This is a genomic window from Nonomuraea sp. bgisy101 (assembly GCF_057708945.1).
In genome coordinates, this window is record NZ_JBYITD010000022.1 from 70136 (window position 1) to 93809 (window position 23674).

At 68.9% G+C, this 23674-nt stretch carries 22 protein-coding genes; 5 read left to right on the forward strand and 17 right to left on the reverse strand.

What is annotated here, in order from left to right:
* Nucleotides 1–7: 7 nt before the first annotated feature.
* The 9 genes from AC3EO4_RS35010 to AC3EO4_RS35050 all read right to left on the reverse strand — a co-directional run bounded on the left by AC3EO4_RS35010 (nucleotide 8) and on the right by AC3EO4_RS35050 (nucleotide 10104).
* Complete coding sequence (locus AC3EO4_RS35010) at nucleotides 8–1330, reverse strand: lipopolysaccharide biosynthesis protein (RefSeq protein ID WP_379575877.1); 1323 nt, start codon at nucleotides 1328–1330, stop codon at nucleotides 8–10.
* Nucleotides 1323–2126: a polysaccharide deacetylase family protein gene (locus AC3EO4_RS35015; protein ID WP_379575876.1), complete on the reverse strand. Its 804-nt coding sequence runs from the start codon at nucleotides 2124–2126 to the stop codon at nucleotides 1323–1325. Before AC3EO4_RS35015 ends, AC3EO4_RS35010 begins: the two co-directional genes overlap by 8 nt.
* Nucleotides 2123–3064 (reverse strand): glycosyltransferase family 2 protein, encoded by a 942-nt coding sequence (locus AC3EO4_RS35020; RefSeq protein ID WP_379575875.1) that lies wholly within the window; start codon nucleotides 3062–3064, stop codon nucleotides 2123–2125. The genes AC3EO4_RS35015 and AC3EO4_RS35020 overlap by 4 nt, the downstream gene beginning before the upstream one ends.
* A gap of 10 nt (nucleotides 3065–3074) precedes the next feature.
* Nucleotides 3075–3911, reverse strand: coding sequence for a glycosyltransferase family 2 protein (locus tag AC3EO4_RS35025; protein ID WP_379575874.1), 837 nt, complete (start codon nucleotides 3909–3911; stop codon nucleotides 3075–3077).
* A gap of 208 nt (nucleotides 3912–4119) precedes the next feature.
* Nucleotides 4120–5250 carry a GNAT family N-acetyltransferase gene (locus AC3EO4_RS35030; RefSeq protein WP_379575873.1) on the reverse strand — a complete coding sequence of 377 codons (1131 nt, stop codon included), beginning with the start codon at nucleotides 5248–5250 and terminating at the stop codon, nucleotides 4120–4122.
* On the reverse strand, nucleotides 5247–5615 hold the full coding sequence (locus tag AC3EO4_RS35035; protein ID WP_379575872.1) for a hypothetical protein: 369 nt from the start codon (nucleotides 5613–5615) through the stop codon (nucleotides 5247–5249). Before AC3EO4_RS35035 ends, AC3EO4_RS35030 begins: the two co-directional genes overlap by 4 nt.
* Before the next feature lie 262 nt (nucleotides 5616–5877).
* Nucleotides 5878–7467 (reverse strand): RNA polymerase sigma factor, encoded by a 1590-nt coding sequence (locus AC3EO4_RS35040; RefSeq protein ID WP_379575871.1) that lies wholly within the window; start codon nucleotides 7465–7467, stop codon nucleotides 5878–5880.
* 108 nt (nucleotides 7468–7575) lie between these two features.
* Entirely contained in the window at nucleotides 7576–9333 is a 1758-nt protein-coding gene (locus AC3EO4_RS35045) for a substrate-binding domain-containing protein (protein ID WP_379575870.1), read from the reverse strand.
* 132 nt (nucleotides 9334–9465) lie between these two features.
* Nucleotides 9466–10104, reverse strand: a complete 639-nt coding sequence (locus AC3EO4_RS35050) for a cation efflux transmembrane domain-containing protein (protein ID WP_431899692.1) — start codon at nucleotides 10102–10104, stop codon at nucleotides 9466–9468.
* A gap of 113 nt (nucleotides 10105–10217) precedes the next feature.
* Between AC3EO4_RS35050 and AC3EO4_RS35055 the strand changes: the two genes are divergently transcribed.
* Together AC3EO4_RS35055 and AC3EO4_RS35060 are read left to right on the forward strand one after the other, a co-directional pair.
* Nucleotides 10218–10979 carry a DUF4184 family protein gene (locus AC3EO4_RS35055; RefSeq protein WP_379575868.1) on the forward strand — a complete coding sequence of 254 codons (762 nt, stop codon included), beginning with the start codon at nucleotides 10218–10220 and terminating at the stop codon, nucleotides 10977–10979.
* A complete protein-coding gene (locus AC3EO4_RS35060; protein ID WP_431899694.1) occupies nucleotides 10972–11805 on the forward strand; it encodes a TrmH family RNA methyltransferase in 834 nt (277 codons plus the stop codon). Before AC3EO4_RS35055 ends, AC3EO4_RS35060 begins: the two co-directional genes overlap by 8 nt.
* Before the next feature lie 276 nt (nucleotides 11806–12081).
* Here AC3EO4_RS35060 and AC3EO4_RS35065 read toward each other — a convergent pair whose 3' ends face one another.
* From AC3EO4_RS35065 to AC3EO4_RS35075, 3 genes are read right to left on the reverse strand one after another with little or no spacing between them, the layout of a single operon-like run.
* Complete coding sequence (locus AC3EO4_RS35065) at nucleotides 12082–12876, reverse strand: hypothetical protein (protein ID WP_431899696.1); 795 nt, start codon at nucleotides 12874–12876, stop codon at nucleotides 12082–12084.
* A gap of 51 nt (nucleotides 12877–12927) precedes the next feature.
* Nucleotides 12928–13275 (reverse strand): hypothetical protein, encoded by a 348-nt coding sequence (locus AC3EO4_RS35070; protein ID WP_431899698.1) that lies wholly within the window; start codon nucleotides 13273–13275, stop codon nucleotides 12928–12930.
* 21 nt (nucleotides 13276–13296) lie between these two features.
* Nucleotides 13297–14160 (reverse strand): D-alanyl-D-alanine carboxypeptidase family protein, encoded by an 864-nt coding sequence (locus AC3EO4_RS35075; protein ID WP_431899699.1) that lies wholly within the window; start codon nucleotides 14158–14160, stop codon nucleotides 13297–13299.
* A gap of 119 nt (nucleotides 14161–14279) precedes the next feature.
* Between AC3EO4_RS35075 and AC3EO4_RS35080 the strand changes: the two genes are divergently transcribed.
* Entirely contained in the window at nucleotides 14280–14471 is a 192-nt protein-coding gene (locus tag AC3EO4_RS35080; RefSeq protein WP_379575863.1) for a YegP family protein, read from the forward strand.
* Between the two features lie 25 nt (nucleotides 14472–14496).
* On the opposite strand, the gene AC3EO4_RS35085 is transcribed toward AC3EO4_RS35080, so the two are convergent.
* Nucleotides 14497–15015, reverse strand: a complete 519-nt coding sequence (locus tag AC3EO4_RS35085) for a DedA family protein (protein WP_379575862.1) — start codon at nucleotides 15013–15015, stop codon at nucleotides 14497–14499.
* 198 nt (nucleotides 15016–15213) lie between these two features.
* On the opposite strand from AC3EO4_RS35085, the gene AC3EO4_RS35090 reads away from it, so the two are divergent.
* A complete protein-coding gene (locus AC3EO4_RS35090; protein WP_379575861.1) occupies nucleotides 15214–15720 on the forward strand; it encodes a hypothetical protein in 507 nt (168 codons plus the stop codon).
* Here AC3EO4_RS35090 and AC3EO4_RS35095 read toward each other — a convergent pair.
* The 3 genes from AC3EO4_RS35095 to AC3EO4_RS35105 all read right to left on the reverse strand — a co-directional run bounded on the left by AC3EO4_RS35095 (nucleotide 15689) and on the right by AC3EO4_RS35105 (nucleotide 21065).
* Nucleotides 15689–19063 (reverse strand): ATP-binding protein, encoded by a 3375-nt coding sequence (locus AC3EO4_RS35095; RefSeq protein WP_431899702.1) that lies wholly within the window; start codon nucleotides 19061–19063, stop codon nucleotides 15689–15691. The genes AC3EO4_RS35090 and AC3EO4_RS35095 overlap by 32 nt on opposite strands.
* A 63-nt stretch (nucleotides 19064–19126) precedes the next feature.
* The gene (locus AC3EO4_RS35100; protein WP_431899704.1) at nucleotides 19127–20182 is read right to left on the reverse strand and encodes a lysylphosphatidylglycerol synthase domain-containing protein; all 1056 of its coding nucleotides are present in this window, start codon (nucleotides 20180–20182) and stop codon (nucleotides 19127–19129) included.
* A 67-nt stretch (nucleotides 20183–20249) separates the two neighbouring features.
* Nucleotides 20250–21065 (reverse strand): PIG-L family deacetylase, encoded by an 816-nt coding sequence (locus tag AC3EO4_RS35105; RefSeq protein WP_379575858.1) that lies wholly within the window; start codon nucleotides 21063–21065, stop codon nucleotides 20250–20252.
* A gap of 23 nt (nucleotides 21066–21088) precedes the next feature.
* On the opposite strand from AC3EO4_RS35105, the gene AC3EO4_RS35110 reads away from it, so the two are divergent.
* Nucleotides 21089–22183 (forward strand): glycosyltransferase family 4 protein, encoded by a 1095-nt coding sequence (locus tag AC3EO4_RS35110; RefSeq protein ID WP_431899705.1) that lies wholly within the window; start codon nucleotides 21089–21091, stop codon nucleotides 22181–22183.
* On the opposite strand, the gene AC3EO4_RS35115 is transcribed toward AC3EO4_RS35110, so the two are convergent.
* Nucleotides 22162–23601, reverse strand: coding sequence for a DUF2079 domain-containing protein (locus AC3EO4_RS35115; RefSeq protein ID WP_431899707.1), 1440 nt, complete (start codon nucleotides 23599–23601; stop codon nucleotides 22162–22164). The genes AC3EO4_RS35110 and AC3EO4_RS35115 overlap by 22 nt on opposite strands.
* Between the last annotated feature and the right edge of the window lie 73 nt (nucleotides 23602–23674).

The window sequence follows — 23674 nt, forward strand, 5'->3', positions numbered from 1 at the left end:
TTGACCATCATGCGGCCTCGGGCGACCTTTGGGTGACACTCGACTGCCCGGTATCGCCGTATTTGAGAATTTTACGAAGGCCTCTGAAGATCAACAACGCTACCAAAATCTCACTGAAAAGCAGACCGTATCCGACCGCGTTCACGTCCACGAAGGGGAAGAGGGCGAGCATCGAGGCCAGCACCAGCACCGCGAGCCCGATCTGCACCAACGCCAGCTTGCGCGCCTGCCCGAGCGCTCGCAGAGAGCTCAGGTAGATCTCGATGAGCACCCTCGGCAGGACCGCCAGCGCCATCAGGCGCAGAAGCGTCGTCCCCTCCACAGCGAATTCGGAGCCGAAGACCGTAAGGATGAGTGGGGCGGCGAGCAGCGCCACCCCGATGATCGGGATGATGATCGTCAGCGCGCGCTTCAGCGCCCTTCTGGCGTTGGCCGCGAGCATGGAGCGGTCGAACGAGCCCTCCACGGTCAGCGAGACCGCCATGTTCATCGCCAGCAGCTCGATCATGCAGCCCAAAGTGTGCGCCATGGAGAAGCGTCCGAAGGTGGCCTCGCCGACCCTGGCCGCGACCAGAACGGGCACCAGGTAGACGATGGCCAGCATCGAGAGCGTGCCGGGGAAGTCACCCGCGAGGAACCGCCCCATCTCGCGCAGCCTGGGCGGCTGAGCGGTCTCCGCGGTCGCGCGGATGTGCCGGGGCACCTGGATGCCGAAGATGAGGAAGTTGACGGGCACCAGCGCGATCGCCGTCGGGATCATCCAGGAGACGAAGATGCCGCCCGAGGGCAGCCGGCTGGCCAGGACCGCCAGCAGGGCCATTTTGACCAGGCCGAACACCAGGTTGTTCACCGGCACCCATGTGGCCTTGCGCAGCCCGGTGAGCGCCACGTCCTGGAGGGTGAACACCGACCACACCAGGACCGAGCCAAGAAAGAACAGGCTCATGGCGGGAGTGCCGAGCACCGCGTAGATGTCGCCCCACACGGGCAGCGTCATGAGGAAGCCCACGGCGGCGGCGCCGCCCGTGGCGGCCGCCATGCCGTACCCGCGGAGGATGACGCCGCTGGTGCTGCGGCCGGAGATCGGGATGTACCTGGCCAGCGCGCCCACGAAACCGAGCGCCGTCAGAGAGGCGAACAGCCGCATCGCCGTGATGAGCGCCTGCCCCCTGCCGAACTCCTCGGGAGTGTAGAACTGTGTGGCGAGCAGCCAGTAGCCCATGCCGAGCGTCGCGGTGATCGCCGTGTTGGCCATGAGCGCGTAGCCGTTGCGGAAGAGCGGGTTGCGAAGGTCCTGCAGAAGCCTCTGCAGGACCGTACGGTCAGACATTCCCGCGTACCCGCTGCAGTCCGTACCTCGTTCTCCTGACGACCGCGTAGCCCTTGGTGAGCACCCGCTCGCGCAGGTAGATCAGTGGAATGGAGTTGCCCTCGACCGCCCGCCTGAACATGGTCATCGACGTGTGCTGGCCCACGGTGAGGCGTGGGATGGCCAGCAGGTCGTGGCGGTCGGCGGCGAGCGCGTTGTTCACCGCGCACGCGGCCCAGTAGCCCGCCCTGCGCACCTCGCGGCGCACCCGGGCGCTGGAGTAGCCGTAGGGGTAGGCCATGGTGGCGACAGGTGCGCCGATTCTGTCCTCGAGCAGGCCCTTGTTCCTGCGCAGTTCCTGGCGCAGCTCGGCGTCGGGCAGCTGGTCGAGCTGGGGGTGGCTGTGACTGTGCCCGCCGATCTCGATGCCGCTCTGCGCGATCTCGCGCGCCTGGCCCCAGCTGAGCATGTCGTCCAGCGGGTTGCCCGCGGCGTCACCGCCGGCGTCGGCGACCCATCCGCTGGTCAAGAAGACCGTGGCGGGGAAGTCGTACCGCTCCAGGAGCGGCAGCGCGTTGGTGTGGAAGTCGGCGTAGCCGTCGTCGAAGGTCAGCACGATCGGCTTGTCGGGCAGCGACCTGCCGTTGTTCTTGTGCACGGCGGCGACCAGGTCGGCCACGGTCAGGGGGGTGAAGCCGCGCGTGGACAGGTAGTCGAGCTGCTCGGCGAAGTCGCTGGTCCGCACGGCGTGCGGCCTGGTGTCCTGGTTGGGCCGCTCGGTGATCGAGTGGTACATCAGGATCGGCACTCTGATCATTTGCGTACCACCTTCAGCCGGGCGGAACCGACCACGTAGCCCCAGGTCGTCCACGCGAGCCCGATCACGATCGCGAAGGCCCTGCCGGCCCCCGACACATCACCGCGGACCGCCTCGCCGAGACCGCGCAGCGCGCCGAGCGGGAGCGCCTTCAGCGCGTGCGCCCGCTCGCTCTTCAGCCCGTCCTGGGTGCCCACGCTCTGCGTGACCAGGGCCTTGGACAGGCCCTCCGCGTAGCAGCGGGAGCGGAAGTAGGCGAAGGTGGCGCGCTGGGCCGGCACCTTGTGGCCGATCACCGCGTCGGGCTCGAACAGCATGATCGAGCCCGGCTTGCGCTGGGAGAGCCTGATGCAGAACTCGGTCTCCTCGCAGCCCAGCGGGCGGCTCTTGCGGCCCTGCACGCTGCGGCCGATGCCGCTGTGGAAGCCGCCGACCTCGCCGACGGCCTCGCGCCTGAACGCGGCGTTGCCGCCCATGACGTTGCGGATGGGCGACCGTACGGCGGGCATGCCCCGGTAGCTGCACCCCACGGTCCAGTCGAACTCGTAGGGGAACCATCCGGGGCGCCCGCCCGTTTGCCAGAGCGGATCCGTCCTGCCTCCCACACCGACCACAGCGGGGTTCTGGAAGCCCTCCTCCAAAGCTTCCAACCACCCGGCGTCGGCCACGGCGTCGTCGTCGAGATAGGCGACGATGTCACCGGTCGCCACGTCGGCCCCGGTGTTCTTGCCGCCGGACAGCCCCTTGTCATGGACGTTCTCGACCACGACGGCGCGCGGGTAGGCCTGCTTCAGCCTGAGCAGCAGATCCGGGTTGTAGTCGACGACCAGGATCAGCTCGTGCGCTGGGCGCCGCTGGCGCTCGACGGACTCGACCGCTTCCCTGATGTCCTCCCAGCGGTCTTCGGTGTAGACGCAGATGACGACCGAACTCTTCATGACCGGACCTTTACGCGACGCCCCGGTCGGCCGCCGGGCGGGCGGCGGGCTCAGGCAGGGGCTGCGCGGGACGGCGGCGCCGCTCGCGCAGGATGGTCTTGAGCACCCTGATGCCGTCGCGGACGGCGTGCAGGTTGCTCTCGCCGTGGATACGGCAGCGCTCGTGGCTGGGCACCTCGTGCACGCGCAGACCCGCCTTGGCAGCCCGCACGTTCATCAGAGTCTCCACCTCGAAGCCGTCGCAGTCCAGGTTGAGAACCGGCAGGTGACGTGCCCAGAAGGCGTTGTAGCCGTAGCAGAGGTCGGTGTACTTGGTCCGGTAGAAGACGTTGACCAGCGAGGTCAGCACCTTGTTGCCGAAGTAGCGGCTGAAGGTCAGGTCGTCGCTGCCGCCGCCGGAGATGTAGCGCGAGCCCTTGACGAAGTCGGCGCCGGTGACGAGAGCGCCCACGAACGAGATGATCTCGTGGCCGTCCGTGGAGCCGTCCGCGTCGATCATGACGATGATGTCACTGGTGCAGGCGGCGAATCCGGCGGCCAGGGCGTCGCCCTTGCCCTTGCCGGTCTGGGTGACGATCTTGACGTTCGGCCTGAGCCTGCGGGCCACCGCCACCGTGTCGTCGACCGAGTTGCCGTCGACGAGGACGATCTCGTCGATCCACTGGGGGATGGTGGCGAAGACGTGCGGCAGGTTCTCCGCCTCGTTCATCGCGGGCACCACCACGCTGACGGTCGGGGAAATGGCCAGGTGAGGCGTGAGGGGCGTGAACCGTTCGATCGGCGGCATCGATCGCAGGGCGGCACCCTGGACCTTGTGGCCGTTTGTCTTGATGATCTCGGGACTCATGGTGCGCTAAATCCTTCCGGGACCTGTCGCTGCCGTACGGACCCGGGGCCATCCGCGATCCTATGGATCATCGGGAATGGCAGAAGTGACGAACGGTGCATGAAGGGTCCATGGGGTGAGGGTGCCAATGGAGGTGCTGGTGTTACCAGTGGTGCTGGTGGTGCTGGTGCTCGTGCTGGTGGTGCCGTGGTGCGAGGGTTGGGGGCGCTTAACGCGCTCCCGAGGGTTCCTTGACGACTGACTCCGATGACGAATCGGACTGCAGAGTCGTTCGCACCCGCCCGAATCCCTTCAGTACGCGATCGGCCACCTTATAGAGAGACGGTCGATCGAGCACGATTGTTCGCGCCTTGTTAACAGGAGTCCTGCCGATCCAATGGACGGCCGCGGTGGCGGAGGGCCTGGACACGCGTCCTTCGGACACGTAGAGCACGCCGCTCTTGAGCCAGTCCTTGTACTCCTTGCCGCCCTTGCCCATGTCCACGGCGAGGACTCCCGCCCTCGCCGCGTGCTCGGCCATCTGCAAGTGGTGCACGATGCCGGGCGAGTAGCGGGCGAACTCGGTGTCGTAGGCGGGGAACCAGCCGACCAGAGTGGTCGCCGTGCGCAGTCCGAAATGGCCTGCCACCGGAGTGTCACCGGCATAGAGCATGGTGAGCACGCCGGAGAAGTCGGCGGATTGTTCGGCGTGCATCAGATCGATGAGCTCCACGATCCACGGCTGGGCGAACCTGTCCACCCTGCCGGTCCTGCGGTACTGGTCGGACTTCCAGTTGAGAAGCACGCGCAGCACCTCGGGATCGGCCGAGGCGTACTCGAAGCGCAACTCGCCCTGCTCCCTGCCGAGCTTGCGCTCCTTGTAGCGCACGGTCTTCAGGTTCTTGGGCGAGTTGGCCTTGACCTGCTCGATCCAGACGTCGAACCCCTCGGTGAAGTCCATGATCGGGGCGGGTCTGACGTCGGTCTCGAACGGCGCGAACGTCGCCTGACCCGCCACCATGTGGTCGAAGTCGAAGACGCTCAGCTTGGCGGCCCTGAGGAGGGCCTTCGTGTCGATCTTCAGCCCGGGGGCCGAGATCAGGCCATGACACGTGGTCAGAAAGCCGCCGAGCGGCTTGCCGATGCCGAAGCTGTGCCGTTCGTAGGGGAAGAACCCCGCGATCGAGTCGCCGTCGTGGACGACGGCCACTCGCACGTAGTCGCGCAGGCGATCCATCGCGAGCGCGAACTCGACCGACAGGAAGGGGTTGTCCAGCGAGGGATCCGCCTTCTGCAACTCCCGCCATCGAACCCGTTCGGGCTCGCCGAGCTCGCCCGGGCGAACGATCGAGATTCTCACCGTGACCTCGCCCCCTGTTCGCTCTGCATGTTCTTCCCCCGATACAACACGCGCAGTACGTACATGAACCCAGCGAGCACGGCGACTGTCGCAACGCCGGCCCGTGGGGACCATGCGTCGAACAGAAGCATGGCTTGGGCAAGGAGAACGTTAAGAATGAGACTTGCCGCAGCTCCTACTGATAGTGCGGCAAGTGGGTCACGATCACGCAACAGTCCGACTACCGCGGCGCCAGGAACGACCAAAAGGAACAGAGAGATCAGAAGCGGACGCAGTGGCGTCTGGATGTCGGCGAGCGCGATCACCGCCCCCGCGATGCACGCGGCCGCAAGCACCCATGTGAGCGCCCTCCACTTGCTGACCATCTCCCCACTCCTGGCTGCTAGCTGGGTAAGACACGATTGATCGCATTATTCATGGGATCAACCTTGCCTTGGGGTCGTCAATGCCGACGTCTGACGGCAGCTCCAGGTTTACCGAACATGCCGAGATTCCAATGTGTTGTTCAACACACTGTCAAGAGCGTCCAACACTGCGTGGCCCCACAGGCCATCTAGCTTGCCCTATTGACGGAGATCATCGCCGCCCAAAGTCGGGTTTGTTGGTCTTTGTCACCAAAATGAGGTCTTAATCACCTTGCGGCTCATGCGTCGATGTGCTGCTCGCCACACCCGGGGCAGGTGTTTCGGTGGGGGCTGAAGAGGTGGGAGGTTCCTCGGTCGGCTCGGGCTCGTTGCCCTCCTGCCCGCTCCACGAAACGGCGCAGGAACCGCCGCCGCCGTTGGACCTGATCGTGACGGTGCCCGTGCCTGCGGCGCCCGGATCGTTGACCGTCACCCAGACGGACGCCGCCTGACCTGCCTTGATCGAACCCCCGGCGGGGAACACGTCGAGACCGTCCGATGCGCCGGCGCTCCAGGTGACGGTCATGTTGCGGGCGGCCAGCCGTACGGTGCCGGCTCCTTCGACGGCTCCCGGGCAGGTGACCGAGAGCCTGGCGGCCGGGGCGGGCGGCTTGGTGCGGGTCGCGGTCGGCCTCGGCCGCCTGGTCGACGGGGGCGAGGCGGGGGTCGGCGCGGGCCTGGCCGCCGGCCGCGACTGCGGCACCTGCCCGTCCGTACGGCCTGCCGTGGGCGTCGGCTCGGCCGTCTCCTCGCCTTCGTCCTGCGGCTCGGGCTCCAGCGCTAGCTCCCCCGAGGGATCGGCGGACGGATCGGCCACGCCCGGCGCCACGCCGGAGACCGAAGGCGAAGCGGAAGGGACGACGCGCAACGCGGCGGGCTCGGCCTGGCCGTTCATCACGACCATCGCCCCCGTCGCGGCCAGCACGCAGGCCCCGACGGTGAAGACCGGCGCCAGGCGGCGCGGCCTGCGGCGCGAGCGGCGCTCCACCGTCACGGGGAAGCCCGTCCTGTCGAAGCTGTCACCGCGCTCGGTGATCAGTGTGCGGGTCTGGTCCCGCGCGGGGCTGGTGCAGGTGTCGATCACCCTGCGGCGCAGCGAGATCGGCGGGAACGCGACCGGCACCATGTCGAGGAGCCTGCCCGCGGAGACGTGCCGGTGCCTGCCCTCGGTGCAGACCTCGCAGCCGCCGATGTGCCCCGACAGGCGGCGGCGCAGGATCGGGGTGAGCGGCCCCTCCCACGAGTCGACCATCGCCGACAGGTCGGGGCAGTGCGCGCGCCCGGTCCTGGCGAGCACGACGGCCGCGGCGGCGTTCTCCAGGTGGTCTCGGGCCCTGCCCAGCCTGGTCGCGGCCTGCCTGGAGGTGAGCCCGAGCACCGCGCCCACCTCGGAAGGGGTCAGCCCGTGCCGCAGCGAGAGCTCGAGCACCTCGCGCTCGCCTCTGCTCAGCTCGCCGAGCGCCTCGTGCACCAGCTCGGCCAGCTCGGGGTCCTCGGGGTCGTCCAGGACGGGCGGAGGGGTGCCGGTCGTCTTGGGGGTCTTGGCGACGCTCTGGAAGCGCGCCAGCGCGTAGAGCCAGGCCCGCAGCCTGCCGCTCTCCTTCAGCTGGTCGGTACGGCCCTGCGCCGTCACCAGCGCGTCGTGCACGGCGTCGGCCGCGGCGTCGCGGTCGCCGGTCAGCGAGCACGCGTAGTCGTGGAGCCGCTCGGCGTAGGCGTCGTAGAGATGGGCGGGGGCGTCGGGGTCGGCACGGCGCAGCGCCTCCACCAGTTCGTGATCGTCGGCGCGGTCGACAGTAGGCCATCCGGGCACGGATCTTCCTCCCCGCGGGCGAGCTCGTTCTCACAGCCCCACGCGGGTAGGACGCCCCCTCCTGGAAGGGGGTTGCCTTGGCATAACGACCGGGTATCGGTGCCTTTGTCAGCGGCAGTCGGGCGCGCACAGGCGCCGCTTCATGCCCTGGACGAAGAACTTGCGGACATCGAGGATGTTCTCCGCGATGTAGGCCTCGCCGCCGCTGGCCGCCGCCAGCGCGTCCATCTGCTTTCTGCCCTTGGGCGCGTCGGGCCCGAACGCGATGATCAGCAGGTTGACCGGCCGCTTCGGGTCGTACTCCTCTTTCAGGAACTCCACCATCCGCGCGTTGGTGATCTTGCCGGTCGGGTCGTCGTTGCCCGCTCCGTCGGTCAGGATCAGGATCGTATTGATCTTGTCGCGCTCGTAGCTGTCCTTCATCGCCTTGTAGGCGGCCGTCAGGGTGTCGTTGAGCCCGGTGTCGCCGGTGGCCTTGGCCTGCACGGTGGTCAACTGCTGGCCGAGGATCTGCTTGCGGGGCACGCCGTTGACCATCTCGCTCAGCGGGCCGACCGAGACCAGTTCCTTGTAGTCCTTCTGGCCGTCGAGCAGCGTGGAGAAGCTCCAGACGCCGATCTCGCTGTCGGCCTCGAACAGGCTGAGCCCCTCGCCGGCGATCTTGCTGATGGCCTGCATACGCGTCATGCCCGCGCCAGGGACGGGCAGCGCCATGGTGCCCGAGACGTCCAGCAACGCCAGCATCCTGGTGCCCAGGTTGAGACGTGACCAGGTCTGCCGCATGCTCGCCACGTTCTTGGTGTCGGGCGAGGGCAGCGCCTGGGGGGCGTCCTGCTCGAAGCCCTTGTCCGCGGCGAGCGCGCCGCCTCCCTTGCCGTCGGGGGTGCGGAAGCCGAACTCGCGCAGCGTCGACTTGGCGGAGTCGGTGGCGAGTTCCTGCGTGAACGCGGCGGCGGCCTTCTGGGTGGCGGCGTCCTTGGCGGTCACGACGATCGGGTAGTCCAGGCTCAGCGTGCCGTCCTCCGGGTACAGCGGCACGACGGGCGAGGCGGACTTCTTGGCGTTGTGCGCCCAGACGCTCTGCTCGGAGGCGACTCCGATCGGCACCTTGCTGCCCGACTTGACGGTCAGGCTGGCCAGCAGCGCGCTCGGGTCGGCGGCGATCTGCTCGGAGAGCTTCTTCAGCGCGCCGATGAGCTGCTCGTCGCCCAGACCCGCCTCCTTGGCCGCGCCCGCGGCGGCGACGAGGGCGCCCAGCCCCGCGGAGTTCTTGGCGGGGTCGAGCGCCAGGACGCGGATGTTCTTGCCCGGCCCGTCGGCGTTGGCCACGTTCGCCACGCTGATCAGGCTCTGCCAGCTCGGCTTCAGACTCTTGGCCAGGTTCGCGGCGGCGCTCTTGGCGGCGACCAGCACGATGGGCGAGGTGGCGGCCGAGCCGGTCGGCGCGGGCAGCGTGACCCCCGACTCGGCCTCACGCAGCATGCCGACCAGCAGGCTCGAATCGGCGATCCACATGTCGGCGTTCAGGTTGCCGTTGGCGTAGCTGTTGGCCGACTTCGCCGCCGACTCCTTGGCGACGGTCACGGTGACGCAGTGGCCGTCCACGGCCTTGCCCGTCTTGTTGAACGACCCTGCGACCTTGTTCAGCGCGGGCGTGATGTCAGGAGTGGCCACGACGCGCAGCGCGAGCGGGTCGCCCGTGCAGCCGCGCTCCCTGGTGAAGATGACGAAGGCGGCGACACCCAGGAGGACGGCGAGCGCGACCGCACCCGCCAGGGGAACCAGCACCCTGCCGCGCCCTCTGCCGGGGCGTCGGCGGGGGGTGCGATAGCCGTCATCGAGCTCGTCTGTACGGTGTCGCCCCACGTTGCCCTCTTTGGTGTCGATAGATTCGGGTCACCATACCGGGAGAAACTCCGCGGTGCTCACGGAACGATACTGGGTGCACTTGGTGTGGCAAAACCACTGATTTGGTGCATCGATTACCGAGAGTGCCTGTCAGTGGCAGCAGTCGTGACCACGCCACGCACGGGCTCCCTCGCGCACGGCTACCGCCGCCAGCCCCACCGCCACCGCCGGATCGACCCACCACCAGCCGAGCGTGTTGAGCCACAGCCCGGCCAGGACACCGCCGGCCACCGCCGCGCACATGAGGTTCTGTGCGCCCTCCCCGCGCGTGGCCGCCGATCCGAGCCGCGCGCCGAGCCGCCGCTTGGCGAGGCCGAGCGCCGGCATGCTCACCAGGCTCACCGCCGTCACCGCGATGCCCAGCACGGTCGGGGTCGCGCGGTAGCCCTCGTCGAGATCGTGCAGCACGTGGACGACCAGATAGGGCGCCAGCACCCAGAAGCTCACCGCCACCGCGCGCCTGGCCCGCCCCTCCGCGTGAGGCGAGAGCGTGCGCGCGCCGGTGAAGCGCCACACCACGATCAGGCTCGCCAGTGCCTCGACGAGGGAGGACAGCCCCCACCCGATCAGCGCGACCGAATGCGCGGCCAGCCCCGCCGCCAGGCCGAGCGTGCTCTCCAGGCCCAGCCATACCAGGGTGAGCACCGACAGGGTCCGCGCCCTCGCCGCGTCGCGGAGCCAGGCGGCCGACACGACCGGATGCGGGCGACTCCGCTGGTCAGGAACCATGACCCCGATCACATCCCTCCAGGCGACGGCAGCGCTCCGTACCTTATCCATCACGCACCGTTATCGTGCTGTTTCTATGCAAAGCTCGGTCAAACATCACCGGGGGAGAATCTGTGCCGTTCACACCGAGCCACATCGCCGCCGTCGTCCCGTTGTTCCGGGTGAGATGGCTTGATCCGTGGGCCCTCGCTCTCGGCGCGATGGTGCCCGACCTGCCGATCTTCCTGCCGTTCCTGCCCGACTACATGCTGTGGCACTCCGTCGCCTGGGTCGTCACGGTCAACCCGGTCGTCGTGTGCGTGCTGATCGCCGCCTTCGAGGCGATCTTCAGGCTGCCGCTCGTCGCGCTGCTGCCGCCGGGACTCGTGGGACGGGCCGCCTCACTGCGTCCCTCACGCCGGGTCCTGCCCCTCCTGGCCGGCGCGACGGCCGGTTCCGCCACCCACGTGTTCTGGGACTCCTTCACCCACTCCTACAGCTCGCAGGTGTGGGGATGGACCTGGCTCGACCACGAGGTGCTCGGCGTGATCACGGTCTTCAGGCTGCTGCAGTACATCTCGTCGGCGGCCGGCCTGGCGTTCGTGACATGGTGGGCATGGCGCGGCCTGTCCCGGATGGACGACGTGGCCGCACCCGGGGAGCTCCTGCTGCCCGGCCGGGTACGGCGAGCCGTGCTGTGGGCGGGCGTTGCCGGCGCCGTGGCGGGCGCGGCCTGCTGGCCCGTGCTGAACCCGCCGGGATCGAGCGCCGCCGCACTGGTCACCAGGCTCGGCGCGGGAACGATCGTCGGGCTCTGCGCCGTGCTCACCGTCTACGCCGCGACCTGGCAGGTCAGGCGGCTCCGGCGGCTCATGGCAGGATTCGACGGTGCCTGAGTACGTATCCGACGCCCACGACCCCCGCCTGTCCGACTTCACCGGCCTGCGCGACGTCGAACTGCGCAAGAGCATGGAGGCCGAGCAGGGCCTGTTCGTCGCCGAGGGCGAGAAGGTGATCAGGAGGGCGATCGGCGCGGGCTACCCCGTACGCGCGGTCCTCACGACAGAGCGGTGGCTGGAGTCGCTGGCCGACGTGCTCGGCGACGTGACCGTCTACGTGGTCTCCGAGGAGGTCATGCACGGCGTCGCCGGATTCCAGGTGCACAGGGGAGCGCTGGCCTCCATGGAGAGGCTGCCTGTGCCGCCGGTGACCGAGGCACTCGAACGCGCCTCACGCATCGTGGTCCTGGAGGACCTGGTCGACCACGGCAACGTCGGGGCGATCTTCCGGTGCGCGGCGGCTCTCGGGGTCGACGCGATCGTCCTGTCGCCGCGTTGCGCCGACCCCCTCTACAGAAGGTCGGTCAAGGTGTCGATGGGCGCGGTCTTCGCGATTCCCTACGCCCGCATGGACAACTGGTACGACGGGCTGGAGCAGATCCGCGCGGCGGGCTTCCGGACGCTGGCGTTGACCCCGGCCCAGGACGCCACGCCTATGGACACGGTCGAGATGAGTGATCGGGTGGCGCTGCTGCTCGGGTCGGAGGGGGACGGGCTGTCCTCCCGCTGGTTGCGGGAGGCCGACGAGCAGGTGTGCATCCCGATGAGCCCAACCGCGATGGAGGCGGGCGTGGACTCGCTCAACGTGGTGGCCGCCGCCGCGATCGCCTGCCACGGCCTCATGAGAGGCACGTCCATCCATCGAGGTCGGCGGCAACCGTAGCAACGCCCTAGGTGTTCGTGATCACCCCAACGTGGAACTGCGGTGCGTGAGCCGCCGGTGGGGCGACGGGTGCGACAGGAGGTTCGCTTGACGGCGCATGGGCAGGTTCTGACCACCGTCTCGTAACCAGAGGAGGCGCGCACGCCGGCTCGTCGTCTCACAGCGCAGCGCCTCGCTGCTGGTACGGGCTGCTGTGTCTTCCATCTCATCGGCGGCTCTGTGAGGACGTCAAAGCAGCCGGATTGCTCGACAAGGGTCCGCTAGTCCGTCATCTGGTCAACGTTCTCGCAAGGTTGCCGTAGCTTGGCTTGCTATTTCGAGATTCGAATCCTGGGCGAGGATCTGAAGAACAGAAGTCGGGGTGCTAGGCCAGGTTGCGAGCCACCATCGAACGTTAATGGATCGATCGCGTGCAAGCAGGCGCAGATCGTCTTCTTCGAGTGCCACGAACTTGAGTAGGTTCGCGCGGACGAGGGCCGAGCGGTCACGAGCAAGAGAGTGTCGCTGTGCGGCTGTGGTGAGGCCATTTTGAGCTGCACCCGCCCGCACGTCGTTATCGTGTTCACTCAGCAGGGTCTCAAGGATGTCAGGATACGTTGTGTGAGCAGCCAAGGCTGCTCGAACCGTTTCGGCGTCATCAGACAGCAACAGTCGGGCTGTTTCGTAGTCGAGGCTCGCATCCTCGGCCATCAGGCGACGCAGGTCGACATCTGGTGATTCGGCAATTGCGTGACGGACCTGCGAGTTCGTGTTCGGGTGCGACGGCAGGTCCCATCGGACTGACCAATGAGGATCATGCACCAGCTCGACGAGAATTTCTGGAGGGCAGATCGGGTTGGCCGCCAAGGCTTGACGAGTCTTCAGGTCTGGGTCGTGGGCAAGCCGATGCAGAGTCTCTCGCACTTGGAGATCGTCGCGAGCCGCGAGGGTGCGTCTGACCGCAGGAGACGGATCGCTCACAAGTAGCGCGATCACGCTCTCCGGTGCAGAGACAGCCTGGGCGGCGAGCACACGCTGTTTGACTGTCTTAGCTCGTGCAAGGTCCCAGAGTTCGCCATCTCCGATTGGCATGCGTAGCGTACTCCTCCATAGTTCACTTTATCGTTCGGCCGTCGAGTGTGGCTATCCTTCATAGAAAGGAAGCGCGGATGCGAACCGGAATACGGCGAGCAACGCGAATATGCCCGCGACAAGCAGCATGAACTTATGGCGACGAAGAATCGTCATGACCATGACGGCGGCCAAAGTGCTCGCACCAGAAAGAAGTAGAATAAATAAGACCGCATCTGCGTCGACTTGTGTCTCTTCGCCCGAACTCCAATGATCGTTATATATTGACACGAGATAGCTGAACGGTACTGCGAAGAATGCAAAGGCGCCGCAAAGGCTGCTGGTCAGGGCCGCTGCAGCTGGTCGGCAGCCATCGCGAGGATGACTCACATGCGAATTCCCGGAAATCACTTTCAGCACATCCGACGTGGTTGCGCGCCGTCAGGGCTCGGTGGCGGCGATCTGCTCGTCGGCGAAGTCGAGCAGCCTGCCGGCGGTGGTGAACCGGCGGGAGTCCTGGTCGCCGAGCAGCACGCCGATGACGCGCCTGCCGTTACGGTCGGCCGCGAACAGCAGGCAGAAGCCCGCCTTGCTGGTGAACCCGGTCTTCACCCCGATCACGCCGTCCGACGAGCCCAGCAGCTTGTTGGTGTTGGTCCAGGTGTGGGCCCGGTGCAGGGCGCTCTTGGCGACCTTGTGGGTCTTCGTGGACACCACGGCCCTGAACGTCGGGTCCTCCAGCGCGATCTGTGCGAGCTTGGCCTGGTCGATGGCCGTGGAGTGGCCGCCCTGCCGGGGCGCGGGCAGGCCGTCGGCGTTGGTGTAGAGGGTGTCGGCCAGGCCGAGCTTGCGGGCGGTGGCGTTCATCTTGGTGATGAAGGCGGTCCTGCCGGGGCCGTAGGTGCGGGCCAGCGCGTTGGCCGCGTCGGCTCCTGAGGGGAGCATCAGCCCGTACAGCAGGTCGCTGACCGTCAGCTTCTCGCCGGTGCGCAGCGCCGCGCTGGTGGCGCCGTTGTCGGCGGCGTGCCGTACGTCGGCCTTGGTGATGGTGACGACGTCGCCGAGGCGGCCCTCGCGCAGGACGACGTAGGCGGTCATGACCTTGACGAGGCTGGCGACCGGCACTCTGCGGGTCTCGCGCTTGCCGAAGTGGACCGTCCCTGACGAGTCGACGATGTACGCGATCCGCGCGCCCACCTCGGGAGCTCTCGCCGTGTGTGTCTTCGCCTGGGTCGGCGGGGAGAACCCCACGACCAGTGCGAGCGCCGCTATGCCGGTTAGTAGTCGAATGCCCCCAATACGCATGTCAGTCATGGTGACAGGTGATCAACCGTTGATATGCGGAACTTGACCCTATGCCGGGAAAACGTCGTCCGGGACGCGGGTAAATGATCCCTAGAACCGTCATATCGGGGGAGATCGACATGGCAGGCAAGTTCGTCATTACCAAGGACAGGCGCGGAGAGTTCCGCTTCAAGCTGGTCGCGGGCAACGGTCAGACTCTCGCGGTGAGCGAGGGCTACACGACCAAGGCGGCGTGCGTGAACGGGATCGAGTCTGTCCGCAAGAACGCTTCCGACGCGACGGTAGACGACACCACGATGGCCGCCGTCTGAGCGGCAGGGTCCTCGTCGGGAATCGTCAGGCGGCGAGGACCTTCTCGCTCTTGCGGCGCCTGCGCCACACCACGAAGGCCGTGACGGCGCTCGCCGCGATCACGGCTGCGACGGCGGCGGCCACGGGCGAATGCGCCGCCAGCTCCAGCCAGCCCCAGATCACCGAATAGAGCGCGAACGAGGTCACGGGCACCCAGGTCAGGCAGCCGAGCGCGCTGGCCACGACGTACCAGGGATAGGAGATGCGCAGCGCTCCCGCCACCCACGGCAGGGTGTGGCGCAGGACGGGGACCCAGAAGCATGCGTAGACGGCGAGCGCCCCCCACTTCTCGACGACCCTCTCGACCGAGCGGATGCGTTCGCGGGGCAGTTTCCTGCCGAACTTCGACTCGTAGAGCTTGTCGCCGAGCTTGTATCCGATCCAGTAGTAGGCCTGGAAGGCGCCGAACAGCGCGACCGCTCCGACCGCCACGATCAGCCAGTACGGCAGGCCGAACAGTGAGGCGCGCGTCGGGTCGGGGATGGCGATCGCAAGGTGCCGCATGACAGACATCACCACCCCAACAGAATATTAGGCCAGGCTTACCTTAGGTCATCGCGACCGGCCACGCTACTCGCCACCCACGCTACCCGGGGGTCGCTCCGCCACCTGCCAAGGGTGAGCCGTGACCTGCAAGTCACCATCAAGTGGACCTCAACCCTCCACCCCTACAAATGGGGTGGATGAGAAGGGGTGTTGATCATGGGGACGAGAAGCAAGGCGGTCCTGGGAACCGGGTCCTCCACCGCCGCCAGGTTGCTGGTCGGCGCACTCGCCTTCACCGCCGCCTACGTCGGCGTCTCGGCCTACGGCACCGCGAACTCCACTCCGCGGGAGACGACGACCGTGAACCTCTCGGCCACCATCCTGCCGATCACCGAGCAGACCGAGCCCGACGTGGGCACCATCACCGTCAGCGCGCTCACCGGCAGGGGCACCGGCTGCGACAAGAGCTTCGTCGCCAGGTCCGTCGTGCTCAACCCCGAGGCGGGCGACACCCTCATGTACCACTGGCGGCTGACCCGATGGAGCTCGGTCAGCCGGTCGTGGAAGACCTACCAGAGCGAGTACGCGGGCTTCGCCGGCGCGCGCAGGAACGTCAAGTGGGAGCTGCGCATCCAGGACAATCCCGGTTGGTACCGGATCGAGCTGGTCGTCGAGGGGGCGAAGAAGCCCATCAGGTCGGATCGGATCCTGGTGAGTTGCTGACCGCCCGCTGAGCCGCCTCCACCCATCGCGGCACCCCGACCCTCCTGGCCACCTCCAGGGCCTTGTGGTAGTGGTCGCGGGCCGCGTCGGGCTGGTCGAGCCTGATCGCCAGGTCGCCGAGGGTCAGCGCCACGGGCCACAACGCCACCACACCGGTGCCCGCGCCCGCGATGCGGTCGGCGAACGGCTTGAGCTTGTCGTAGCAGTCGACCATCCGCTCGCGGTCGTCGAGCAGCATGCCCGCCAGCGCCCGCCACGTCATGGCGAGCTCGTACAGGAAGTCGGGCCGTACGGGAGGCCTGGTCGCGGCCACCGCCTTCGCGTCCTTGACGTGACCGGCCGAGGCCAGCGCCAGAGCGTAGGCGTCCAGAGTCCACTTGGCGCCGCGCTGGTGGGCCTCACCGAGCAGGTCGACCATCTGCGCCGCCCTGCCGTCGACCAGGTGCAGGCAGAACGTCGTGATCAGCGGCAGGTCCTGGCGGCCCTCCAGCATGCCGGCCCTCGCCGTCATCCTGGCCGCCTCGCGGTAGGCCCGCTCGGCGCCGGAATAGTCACCGGCGATCATCAGCCGCTGCCCCTCGTACCAGGCGACGACCGCGGCGGGAGCCGACAGGTCATACTGCTTGGCCAGCCGCTCGGCGGCTCGCGCGTGCTCGTCGGAGACCGAGAACTCGCCGCGCGCCGCCGCGCACTCCAGGAGCACCAGGTGGGCCAGCGCCTGCACCGCCATCTGTCCCGAGTGCTGGGCGACGTCCAGCAGCTCGCGGCCGATGTTCTCGCGGGTGTCGACGGCGGGGATGTCGTAGGACTGGCGCAACCTGCCGCTCAGCGCCGCGGCCAGCAGCGTCGGGTCGCCGCTCTGCCTGGCCAGTTCGAGGGCCTCCAGCGACGCCTGCCGTCCACGCTCGGGCGCGGACGATCCCTCGAGCTCCAGAGCCAGTGTGGTCAGCAGGCTCGCGCGCAGCGTCTGCTCGCCCTCGGGCAGCTCGATCAGCGCCCGCTCGGTGACGTCGACGATCTCCCACGCGGTCTGGGTGAAGTCGCGGGCCATGCCCTTGTGCGGTACGGCCAGCGCCGCGGCCACCCGCGCGGTCAGCACAGGACTGTTCAGCGGCAGGGCCAGGTCCATCGCCTCGCGCCGCCTCAGCCTGGCCGCCGTCATGTCGCCGCACAGTGCCAGCGCCTTGATCTGGGCGAGCATCAGCTTGAGCCGCTCGGCCGTGTCGCCGCCCGTGCGGTCGAAGGCGGCTATGGCCTGCTCCCACAGCGTGGCGGCCTCGCGGTGGGCGAAGCGGCGCTCGGCCTGCTCGGCGGCGAGCCCCGCGTAGTGGACGGCCTTCTCCGCGACGTCGGCGACGAAGAAGTGGTGCGCGAGCGCCGCCACCTCGGCCGGTCTGCGCTGCTCGATGACGTTCGCCACGGCCGCGTGCAGCCTGGTACGGCGCAGCCTGGAGGCGTCGGAGTAGATCGTGTCGCGCACCAGGTCGTGGTCGAAGCGCAGCAGGCCAGGGCCAGGCTCGGTCACCAGGCCCGCCAGCAGGGCGGCCTCGACCGCGTCGACGACCGCGTCCTCGTCGCCCGCCACCTCGACGAGCACGTCGACGTCGACGTCGCGGCCGATCACCGCGGCCTGCAGCAGGATCTGCTGGGCCCGCTCGGGCAGCCGCGAGATGCGCCGCCGCAGCACGTCGCGCACGCCCGAGGGCACCTGGGAGGCGACCTCGGCGGCGGTCGCGCGCTCGCCGACCGCCTCGGCGTCGAGCAGCCGCACGGTCTCGCGCACGAAGAACGGGTTGCCCCTGGTGCGCTCGACGATCGACTCGACGGCGTCCTCGTCCACCTCGCGCACGCAGGTGGCCCGCACCAGCTCGGCCACCGCCTTCGGGTCGAGCCCTGACAGGTTCACCCTGACGGGCCCGAGCCTGGCCAGCGCGGCGAGAACGTCGGACTGCCTGTCGTCGAGCTCGCTGTCGCGGCAGGTCACCACCAGCAGCACCCTGCTGGTGGCCAGCAGGCTGGGCAGCGCGCGCAGCAGCGCGAGCGTCTGGTCGTCGGCCCAGTGGAGGTCCTCGACCGTGAGCAGGACGGGCGCCCTGCGGGCCACACCCGCGAGGTATCCGCCGACCGCCCGGTGCAGGCGGAAGCCGCCCGACACCTCGTCCTCGTCGGGGTCGGGTTCGCCGTCGCCGAGCAGCGGGGCGAGGAGCTGGCCGTACTCGCCCGGGCCTGTGACCTCGACCAGCGTGCGCAGGATGCCCACCCAGGCCCAGCCAGGCGGGGTCGCGCTGGAGTCGGGGCAGGCCCCGGAGGAGGTGATCCAGCCGTCGGCGGTGAGCTTGCCCTCCAGCTGGCGCAGCAGCGTCGTCTTGCCCGCGCCTGCGTCGCCCGTGACGATCGCCACCTCGAAGCGCGCGGTCTTGGCGGCCGCGCCGGTCAGCCTGGACAGCTCGGCGTCGCGGCCGATGAACGGCTCGGGCTCCAGCGGCGGCGGCTCGACGGGGGTGGTCGCCCTGGGCGGCCAGGTGTCGGCGACCGGGGCGGGCTGGCGAGCCGGGCGCGGCGCCGCGGTCAGTTCGAGCTCGGGCGCCTGGGCCAGGATGTCGGATTCGAGCTTGCGCAGGGCCGGGCCGGGGTCGATGCCCAGCTCGTCGGCGAGGATGCCGCGCGCCCTTCGCAGCGCGGCCAGCGCGTCGCCCTGCCGCCCGCACCGGTAGAGGCCCAGGGCGAGCAGCCGCCAGCCCTCCTCGCGCAGCGGGTTCTCGCCCGTCATCGCCTCGAGGTCGGGCACCGTCTCGGCGTGCATCCCCAGGCGCAGCCCGGTGTCGGCGTAGCGCTCGCGCGCCACGAGCCGCAGCTCGGTGAGCCTGTTGACCTCTGCCTCCGCCCATGGCTGGTCGGCGAAGTCGGAGTACGGCGTGCCACGCCACAGCCCGAGTGCCTTGCCCAGCCTGGTCCTGGCCGACTGCGGGTCGTCGCTGTCGAGATGCTCGCCCGCCGCCCTGACGAGCTGCTCGAAGCGCAGCGCGTCGACCTGGTCGGGCGCGACCCGCAGCGCGTAGCCGGAGGCCACGGTCACCAGCAGCCTGTTGGGCCCGCCACGCGGTCTGCCGGGCTCGAGCACCCTGCGCAGGCGGGAGATGTAGACCTGCAGGCCCGACTGCGCGCCCTTGGCCGCGTCGTCATCCCACAGGTCGTAGAGCAGGGTGTCAACAGGCACGACCTGCCCTCTGGCCACGAGAAGGCGGGCGAGCACGGCTCGCTGCCGCAACCCGCCGAGGTCGAGTTCGTCGTCGCTGTTGCTTTCGTACGCCTCGACTGGCCCCAGAACCCGGAACGCCACCATGTCAGCCGCCACGCTATGCGCGCTTCCGAAGCACGCACAAGGTCTTTGTCAGGTTCGCGATGGTCACGGCTGCGTTTCCATGTTCGTGTGTGGGCTCTCGCGACGAGTCCTGCGATTTCTTCCCAGGAGCGTCCAGGCGCCCAGAGCCAGCCCGCCGAAAGGGATCTCCACAGTGTAGGTCCAGAATCCGAACAACAACGCCGTGGCCGTGGCGGCAGCGGTGTCCACACCGAAAGCGGTGGTCAGCAGCAACACGACACCACCCTCCATGAGCCCCGCGCCACTAGGTGTGACCAGGACCGCGGTGAGCACCCGGGACAGGGCGAAGACTGCGATCGATTGTGCAAGACCAGGATACGCGCCGGTCGCCTGCATACAGCAGATCATGATCAGCCACTGCAGCACCAGGAAGGCGATCATGCTGCTGGACAGGCCCAGCCACCGGGTTCTGACGATCCCCACGGTGTCTCTACGGAGTTTCTCCAACGATTCGGACGCGGAGAACCTGAGGCGGGCCAGCCGGACGAGCGCGTCGAGGGCGCGGCCGAGCAGCGCGGCGGCGCGGTCCCAGTAGAGCGCGGCCGCCACGACGCCCACGAGGGCGAGGATCGAGACGGCGCCGACCCACCCGGCGTTGGCCACGGTCGGGTTGGGCGCCTCGCCCGCCATCAGCAGCGCGATGATGCCGACGGCGGGCAGGACGAACCTGAACAAGGTGTTCCACACCCCGCTGACCAGCGTCATCACCACGATGGAGCGGTTGGTGAAGCCCCAGCTCCTCGCCATGGCGAAGGTCAGCGCCACACCCGCGGCGCCGCCGAACGGCAGCAGGTTGCTGACCGCGCTGCCCGCGGCGTTGAGGGCGAGGGCCTGCAGGTTGTTCAGGCCGGGCATCGAGTTGGTCAACACGAAGGTGTAGGCGATCAGGCTGCTCAGCCACACCGCGGTCATCAGCGCGATCGTCCCGGGGCTCAGCGTGGCGAACACCGCGCCGATCTCCACCCACGAGACCTGCTTGCCGGTGAGTGCCTGGACGATCTGCGGGAGGTAGACGACGAGCGTCACCGCCAGTCCGAGGGAGGCCACCGACAACGTGATCTGGAGCCATTTGTTCTTCATCGGTACCACCCTGCCCCGGTTCGCGGGTGTTCAGCGTCGTCCTGAGGGAGGAGGCGGCGGCTGGTACTCACGGCGCCTCATCGAACGGGTGCCTGAGGCGGGTGCCCGGGGGCAGATCGCGCCGGACGTACCACTCGGTGCCGAAGACCACGCGGTAGAGCGGGCCGGGGATCTTCAGCAGGACGGCCAGCGTCCTGTCGCCGTCGCCACCGCTGGCCTGGGAGACGTGTGCGGTCATGCTGGCCCGTTTCTGCCTGGCGTACTTCCTGACGTTGATCCTGTGGGTGATCTGGTCGCCCGCCGTGTAGGCGCTCTCGAACGTCCTGAGGTCGAACTCGGGAGGGAAGGTGTAGACCTTGCCAGCCAGCCGCAACGCCCTGATCAGCGGGTCCCTGTTGACCGTGGCCTCCAGCACGATCGGCGTCTCCGCGATCTGCGCGGCCCGCCTGCCCACCCTGTGCACCTGCACGTGGTCGGGATGGCCGTAGCCGCCCGCCGGGTCGTAGATCGACAGCAGGTCGGCCTTCTCCTCCTCCAACACCGCCGCCAGCGCCTTGGCGGCCTCCTCGGAGTCGGCGTCGATGAAGGCGTTGTCGGGCCGCTCCTCGGCGATGCCGCCTGACGGGCTCAGCCCAGAGTCGCCGTACCCGAGACACACCACGCGCGCGCAGCCCAGCACCGCTGCGGACTCGTACAGCTCCCTCATCCGCCTCTCGCCGAGCGCCTCGCCCTTCTCCATCTCGGCCAGGCCGCGTTCGCCCGCGGTGGCCACGACGAGCACCACTCGGTGGCCCTCGGCCGCGAGCATCGCCATCGTGCCCGCCGTCAGCAGGGCCTCGTCGTCGGGGTGGGCGTGGAAGAACACAGCGGTTCGTGGTGGCACAAGGTCAGATTAGTGTGGGACGGGTGCGGATCCTTCACGTCAGTGACTGTTACCTTCCGCGGCTGGGGGGCATCGAGGTGCAGGTCGCGGACCTCGTCGGCATGCAGCGCGAGGCCGGCCACACCGTCGAGGTGGCCACCGCGACCAGGGGAGGGACGCTTCCCGGCGTCCACAGGATCGTCGCCAGGATGCCGTTCGACCTGCCCGTCCACCCCCGCGGTGTGGGCAAGCTCACCAAACTCATGACCTTGAGCAGACCCGACGTGGTCCACGTCCACGCGGGCGCCGTCTCGCCGTTCGCGTGGATGGGGGTGCGCGCCGCCGTCAGGGCGGGGCTGCCCGTCGTGGTGACGGTGCACAGCATGTGGGACCCGATCACCCGGTTGGTCTACACCGCGCTCAGGCTCGTGTTCGAGTGGCACACGTGGGGGCTGGTCGCCACCACGGTCAGCAACGCCGCGGCAGGCCCGATCCGGGCGGTCGCGGGCCGGGGCACGCCCGTCCACGTGGTCTCCAACGGGCTCGACGTCTCGGGCTGGCGGCCGTCGGGCGCCCAGCCGCCGTCCGACGGGGAGGTGCACATCGTCGCGGTCGGCAGATTCGCGCCGCGCAAGCAGCCTGTCCGCCTGCTGAGGCTGTTGCGGGAGGCGCGCGCGAAGGTTCCCGCCGGCGTCCCGATGCGGGCCACCGTCATCGGCGACGGCCCCGCGCGCGGCTCGATGGAACGCTTTCTCACCGCGAACGGCATGACCACCTGGGTCTCGCTGCCGGGCCGCTACACCCGCGAGCAGATAGCCAAGGTGCTCTCGTCCGCCGACGTGTTCGTCGCCCCCGCGCCCCGCGAGTCGTTCGGGATCGCCGCTCTCGAGGCGCGCGCGGCGGGGCTGCCCGTCGTGGCCCGGAGCCAGAGCGGCGTCGCCGACTTCGTCAAGCACGGCAAGGAAGGTCTGCTCGGCCGCTCGTTCGACGACCTGGTGTCGGCCGTGGTCCGCCTGTCGACCGACACCGCGCTGCGCGAGTCCATCGCCGAGCACAACCGCGCGACGCCCCCGGCGGCCGGCTCGTGGCCGCTGGTCCTGGAGGGCTTCGACCGCTGCTACCTGGAGGCCATCGGCTGACCGTCGGCGGTCTTGCGCAGCACGACGTAGCCGTTGCGCTCGAAGACCTTCTCGTAGCCCGAGGCCAGCAGCAGCGAGACGCGCTCGGCCTGGGCGGCGGGCGAGCCGTGCGGGTACTCCCAGCGCTCGACGTCGGCCACGACCCACGGCGCGTAGCGGGGCTGGTGGTCCCACAGCAGCACCGTGGCGCGCGAGGTCAGGGCGGGGCCCACGGAGTTGGTGGCCTCGACGACGACACCCGAGGGAACCTTGGCGACCGCCTCGGCCGCGGCCAGCGTGCGGGCGGGGTCGGCGCGGTAGAAGGCGGGATGGGCGAGCTGGTCCAGCGCGAAGCGTGGGAGCAGGGTGAGGGCGACGGCCGCGACGCCGACCGACCACGCGATCTTCAGCGAGTTGGGGCCCTTGGTCCGGCGCAGCAGCCTGGAGAGCCCGTCGACGCCCGCGCAGAACAGGATGACCACCGTGAACGCGCTGTACTGGAAGTCGGCCTGCCACCACGACGACCTGTCGGACAGCATGCGCTCGAGGACGTGCGGCAGCGCGATGAGCGAGACAGGCGACAGCAGGCAGAGCATCAGCGTCGGCCAGACCAGCAGGAAGAGCGTGTCGACCTTGGCCTCCTCGCTGAACGGCAGCGCGAGCGTGCCGAGCGGGTCGCCGAGCATGTGGAGCAGCGCGCTCGGCACGTCCGCGCCGAGGTGCCCGTAGGCCCAGAAGTCGCCGGTGTCGCCGCCGACCAGCTTGATCAGCACGCCGCGCACCAGGACGGTCCACGCCAGGCCGATCGTGACGCACAGCAGGCCGCGCAGCCGGTCGCCGAGCACGACGAGGCAGGCTCCCGCGCCAATGGCCATCAGACCCATGTCCTCCTTGACGAGAAGGAGGGCGAGCATGGCCAGGAACGCGGGCAGCGGGCGGCCCGCCTGGTAGCGCTCGATCATGATGGCGGTGAGCAGCGGGACGAACATCACCTCGTGCGCGTCGAACGCGGCGGCCTGGGAGATCGGCCACGACACGGCGTAGGCGAAGGCGACGAGGTAGGCGGGGGCCGTACCGAGGATCCTGCGGGTGAGAACCCACAGGAAGGGGATGGCGGCCGCGAACAGGGCGGCCTGGGCGACGATCAGCGTGGCGGGGCCGTCATGGATCCAGTAGAGCGGCGCGAGCAGCGCGTAGATCGGCGAGAAGTGATCGGCCAGTTGCGGGTAGTCCAGGCCGCGGCCGTGGAAGACGCCCACCGAAGGGATGTACGGCATGCCGAAACGGGCGTAGCCGCGCACCGCCTGATCCACGATGACCAGGTCGAAGGTGGTGGCGCGGAAGGTGGCGAGCCTGACCAGGCCGAGCAGGGCGTAGGCGAACGCCGCCGCGAGGGACAGCAGGTAGACCCACAGACGGGGGGAGGTCGTCAGGCGCACGGAGGACAAGGGTAGACAAGCCGGGCGCCTGACCCTGGCCGCCGCGCCGCGCTGCCCCCCACAGGCGGTGCGG